Source organism: Labilibaculum filiforme (assembly GCF_002843315.1).
GTDB lineage: Bacteria > Bacteroidota > Bacteroidia > Bacteroidales > Marinifilaceae > Labilibaculum > Labilibaculum filiforme.
Window position 1 is genome coordinate 40,184 of record NZ_MVDD01000026.1, and the last position, 5,958, is coordinate 46,141.

The window sequence follows — 5,958 nt, forward strand, 5'->3', positions numbered from 1 at the left end:
TAAATCTATTCTCTATGAAAAAACGTTTACCACTCGTTTACTTCACAAACATACGGGATTGTTTAGTTAAGTGCCTTTAACAGAAGTTAAAGAATGCTAAAACCTACCATTTTAGCTGGTTTTGTTAGCTGAAATAAAAAGTAGTAAAACAGAAAAAGCTTGGATTCCCACCCAAGCTTTTCTATTAACCACTATTTACTAACCTAAATCTATTTTCTATGAAAAACGTTTACCATTTATACATATCAGTTGTTTGTACGGTTTAGAACGGAGGTAATTGCAAATTGTATTATGTAGATGTTATTATTATAGTTGATGAAATTTTATATCTTTGATTGTTCAATCGATTGAATTGATTAAGTTGGATTTAGGGAAAATCAGAAAAAATTAGAAATGATTACTGATTAGTAGTAGGATAGAATAGTGCAGTGTTTATATTAATACGACTGAGATTCTGAATTTATAAATGTTTATATAATATAAATCTAAATACGATGAAAGTTAAATTGTTATTAGTTCTTTTTATGGCATCCCTATTAATAGGTTGCGCAGAGAAGAAAGTGGTAAAGAAACAACCAAATATTATCTTTCTTTTTGCTGATGATCAGTGTTATAATACAATACATGCATTAGGCAATAATGAAGTAATTACTCCAAATCTTGATAAAATGGTTGAGAATGGAGCAACTTTTACACAGGCTTTTAATATGGGAGCTTGGAATGGTGCTGTATGTGCAAGTAGTAGAGCTCAGTTGAATACAGGTCGATTTGTTTGGCGAGCATACGAATTTGAAGAGAAACAAAATGAATTGGTAGAAAATGGTCAAATGTGGTCTCAAATTATGCAATCAGCAGGTTACGAAACCTATATGACAGGGAAATGGCACGTAAGAACAGCCCCTCCTAAAATATTCAATCATACAATACATATTCGTCCAGGAATGCCAAGCGACACTTGGGATCATAATTCGCAGGTGAAACGTTTTGCAGCATTAGAGAAAACAAAAATAGGTAAAGCTGAAGATTTGATGCCATTTGGATATAATCGTCCACAAAATGCTATTGATACCAGTTGGCAAGCATGGGATAAAAATAATGGGGGCTATTGGCAAGGTGGAAAGCATTGGAGTGAGGTACTTAAAGAGGATGCAATTGCATTTATTGATTCTGCTAAAGGAAAAGAAAAACCATTTTTTATGTATTTAGCATTTAACGCTCCTCATGATCCTCGTCAGTCGCCTAAAGAATATTTAGATATGTATCCTTTGGAGAATATTTCGGTGCCAGAATCTTTTATCCCGATGTATCCATATAAAGACAGTATTGGTTGTGGTCCATCTTTACGCGATGCCGCGTTGGCTCCATTTCCACGTACCGAATATGCAATGAAGAAGCACCGTCAGGAATATTATGCTTTAATTACACATTTAGATGCGCAAATCGGTCAGATTATCAAATCGTTGGAAGAGTCGGGCGAGATGGATAACACTTATATCTTTTATACTGCCGATCATGGTTTAGCTATTGGAGATAATGGCTTAATGGGTAAACAAAATATGTACGATCATTCTATGCGTCCTCCTTTGTTCGTTATTGGTCCAGATATTCCCAAAGGAAAAAAGATCGATGCTGAGGTGTATTTACAAGATATTATGGCTTCTTCCATCGAACTGGCTGGTTTACCAAAACCGGAGTATGTCCAGTTCAATAGTTTTATGTCTCTGGCTCGTGGAGAGCAAACTAAATCGAATTACGATGCTATTTATGGATGTTATATGGAAGATATGCAACGAATGATTCGTACAAACGGATTTAAGTTAATTGTTTATCCTCATGGAAAAGTAATGAGATTATACGATTTGAAAGCAGATCCAAAAGAAATGCATGATTTGGCATCAAATCCAGAATACAAAGAGAAAATTAAAGACTTATTTACAAAATTGGTTGCTCTTCAAAAAGAGATGGATGATTCATTAGATTTGACAAAGATATTCACTTTGTAGTGGTATTAAAATAGAGGAATAGGGATGTAAATAACATCCCTTTTTTTTTAGAGTAAATTGTGATTTTATCGATAAGGGAAAAATTGTCAACTTTATGGGAATTATTGCCTATAGCTATGTTTTAAATTCTTTTCATCTTTGTATTATCAGATACTGAAAGAACAAGATTAAAAAATGAATAAATATGAGAACAATTGAAAGTGCTGAAGAATTAGAGAACTTATTGAAAGAAGATAAAGTAATCATGTTAGATTTTTATGCGGATACTTGTCCTCCTTGTCAGGCTATAATGCCAATAGTTGAAAAATTAGCAGATGAATATAAAGGAAAGATCGACATTCAAAAAGTGGATGTTCATAAATTCCCAGATTTGAGAACAAAATATGGTATTGGAAGTATTCCAACTTTACTATTTATTAAAAAGTCGGAGATTGTTGACAAAACAGTTGGAGTAGTGGCAGAATCAGTCTTAGTAGAAAAACTTGACAACTTACTAAAATAGTAATAAGATTATTTTGGGAAATATGAGTATTAAAAAGTGCTGTTACGACCTTAAAAAAAAGGAAGGGATGGCACTTAATTTTTTAATAGGTGTTGAAAAAATAGATTACTTCATTAAGATTGTTTGATTTGTTATAGTTTGAATGTAATCTGTATAGTCGATTTTATAGGTGTTTCAGGTAACCTTAAGCTTATGCTTTTCGTTATTCTTCTATTGATTCTTAAAAAAATGTTCAAATGAAACGTCCATGACAAAGGTGTTTTGACACACCGGGAGATGATTATCCCAGCATGGTAAGTTCCATATGACAAAAACATAAAATAATAATCATATGAAACGTCCATGACAAAGGTGTTTTGACACACCGGGAGGTGATTATCCCAGCATGGTAAGTTCCATATGGCAAAAACATAAAATAATAATCATATGAAATATTACATTTTATTATTTTTCATTTTTCTCTCGAAAGTATCACTGTCCCAAATTAATGTAGATAGTTTGGAGGCTTTACTTATTGAAAAACAAGGACTAGAAAGAGTTTTGGTGCTGAATGATTTGTCTCATTCTTATTGGAATTCAAATCCTGTAAAAGGACTGAATTATGCAAAAGAAGCTTATGAAATTGCTCTTGAAAAAGAGAGTAAGATCCACATTGCTAAATCTTTGCAGAATATCGGGATCAATTATTGGGCAGAGGGAGAGGTGGATGAGGCTTTGAAATATTTTAAAAAAGCATTACCAATATTTATAGAACTTGATGATTTTAGAGGTTATGCATCTGTATTAAGTAACCTTGGTGTTGTTTATAAAACGTTATCCGATTACGATAATTCGTTAAGTTATTACATTCAATCATTGGAAATATGTGAAGAAAGAAACTTTATTACAATGAAGAGAAAAACTCTGGGTAATATAAGTTTGGTTTATCTAGCTTTAAATAATCATGATAAGGCATTGACGTATATTCAGGATGCGATAGCCTTGTGTGAAGAGGAAGAGAATGATGGAATTATTACTGCTCACTACAATACTTTAGGCCAAATTTATGAAGCGAAAAAAGATTATATAAATGCTCAAGTATATTATAAGAAAGCACTAAAGCAAAATATTAAAAATGAAAATCATTATGGAACTACAATCTGTTTATACAATATTGGTAACGCAAAATTTAACTTAAAAGAATATGCAGAGGCAAAAAAGTATTTTCAGGAATCACGTGCTGTCAGTGAAAAAATAAATGATCAAATTGGCGTATTGTATGCCGATAAGAGTATCGGTCTTCTCTATGCAATTCAGAAAAAGAATAAAGAAGCATTGCACTATTACGATAAGGCTTTAAGTTTGGCAATAAGCCTCAACTCCAGAGAACAACAGTTGGAGATTTATAAAAATTATTCTAATGTATTTAAGTCTCTTGAGAATTATGAAAAAGCTTTGGAATATTTTGAACTGTCATCCTCTATAAAAGATAGTATTTACAATGAAAAAAGTTCGAGGCAAATTGCCGAGATGCAAACGAAATATGAAAGTGTAAAAAAAGAAAAGGAAAATGAACTGCTTCGCAAGGCTAGTGAAATTCAACAATTAGCACTTACGAAACAAACCAATTTACGGAATTTTGTTATTGTATTATTAGTGCTCGTTATTTTGGTTGTTGTCATTTTAATGAATCGCAATAAGATTAAGCACGATACAAACGTAGTTCTTTCTCAAAAGAATAAATTAATTGAAGATCAAAAATCAGAACTGGTTCTAAAAAATGAAGAATTAATTGAAAAGCATAAAGAGCTTAAGAATCTGAATGCTATGAAAGATAAGTTTTTTAAGATAATTTCTCATGATTTAAAGGGGCCATTTAATTGTATTATTGGTTTTACAGAATTATTAAAGGAAGACTATACTATATTGAATGATGAAGCAAGAGTTGATATGATTAATGATATTGACAGATCATCTCAACATGCTTATGAGTTATTAAGTAACCTTCTTACTTGGGCGCAAACCCAAACGGGTGAAATTACAATCAATAAAATATTTATTAATTTGAAAGAGTTGGTAACTACTAGTGTAGATTTATATGGTTTAAATGCTCCTGGAAAAAATATAGATATTGTTGTAAATGTTCCTGATGATCTTAAGCTTATGGTAGATAAGAATACTTCGATGATTGTTATAGGTAATATTATAAATAATGCCATTAAATTTACTCCGGAAGGTGGTTTGATATCTATTAATGTAATCGAGAAAAAAAACTATATAAACTTACATATTGTTGATACGGGGGTTGGAATGCCTCCGGAAATTCTTCAGAAATTATTTAGAATTGATGAAAATGTATCATGTAAAGGCACTAATAATGAGAAAGGGACAGGTTTAGGTTTAATTCTATGTAAAGAATTTATAGAAAAAAATGGAGGATGTATTGATGTAAATAGCAATATCGGAAAGGGTAGCGAATTTATTGTGACACTCCCAAAAAGCTAGTTTCTTACTTTTAGATCCATAAGTGTTTGAATGAATTGATATTAAGAGGTAGGCTTAATTTATTAATAACCATTGAATATATCGAGGAAATATGATTGACTTGAAACGAACAAATTCTGATAATAAAGACTTTGTGGGCTTGGTGGCAGTTCTTGATGCTGATTTGGCAATTCGTGATGGAGAGAATCATGCTTTCTATTCTCAATTCAATAAATTAGATCAAATTAAGCATGTGGTTATAGTTTATGAAAATAGTAAACCAGTTGGTTGTGGTGCAATAAAGGAATACGAGTCATTAGTTATAGAAGTGAAGCGCATGTTTGTATTGCCAGAAAGTAGAGGGAGAGGTATTGCTTCAAAAGTTTTACAGGAATTGGAAAACTGGGCCAGTGAATTGTATTTCGAGAAATGTATTTTAGAAACAGGAGTAAAACAACCCGAAGCAATTGCACTTTATAATAAGAACGGTTACCATTTTATCCCCAACTACGGCCAATATAAAGGCGTGAAGGAAAGTGTTTGTTTTGAAAAAATTTTAATAAGATAAGATTGATATAAAAAATCCGGGTCCCCACCCGGATTTTAATCTAACCACTAACTAATCTCTAATCTATGAAAAAAACAATCTGTTTTTTTACAGTTTAAAAGTAGGCAGGCGGAAGGAGATTAATATGAAGAGGATCTTAAGAAATTATCAACTAATTGTTTTGAATTATTAAAAAGCAATTGATTCAGAGTGTCTATAAACAGAAAAAGCTTGGATCCCCACCCAAGCTTTTCTACTAACCACTATTTACTAACCTAAATCTTTAATCTATGAAAAAACGGTAACCAGCCGTCTACTATAATACCCTAAGAAAATTAGACCAGGAGCTTAATTGAAAAATAATGTAAATTAAACTCATGGAAAAAATGAAAAGAACACGTCGTAAATTTAGCTCAACATTTAAAGCAAAAGTTGCAATAGAA

General features: G+C 31.7%; 4 protein-coding genes. All 4 read left to right on the forward strand.

The annotated features are described in order from the left end of the window. The first annotated feature begins 494 nt into the window (after positions 1–494). Positions 495–2,003, forward strand: a complete 1,509-nt coding sequence (locus BZG02_RS19465; RefSeq protein ID WP_101263422.1) for a sulfatase family protein — start codon at positions 495–497, stop codon at positions 2,001–2,003. A 184-nt stretch (positions 2,004–2,187) separates the two neighbouring features. Then, complete coding sequence (locus BZG02_RS19470) at positions 2,188–2,505, forward strand: thioredoxin family protein (RefSeq protein ID WP_101263423.1); 318 nt, start codon at positions 2,188–2,190, stop codon at positions 2,503–2,505. A 426-nt stretch (positions 2,506–2,931) separates the two neighbouring features. Continuing rightward, complete coding sequence (locus BZG02_RS19475; protein WP_101263424.1) at positions 2,932–4,989, forward strand: tetratricopeptide repeat-containing sensor histidine kinase; 2,058 nt, start codon at positions 2,932–2,934, stop codon at positions 4,987–4,989. Positions 4,990–5,080: 91 nt separating this feature from the next. Then, the gene (locus BZG02_RS19480) at positions 5,081–5,536 is read left to right on the forward strand and encodes a GNAT family N-acetyltransferase (protein ID WP_101263425.1); all 456 of its coding nucleotides are present in this window, start codon (positions 5,081–5,083) and stop codon (positions 5,534–5,536) included. Positions 5,537–5,958: the final 422 nt, after the last annotated feature.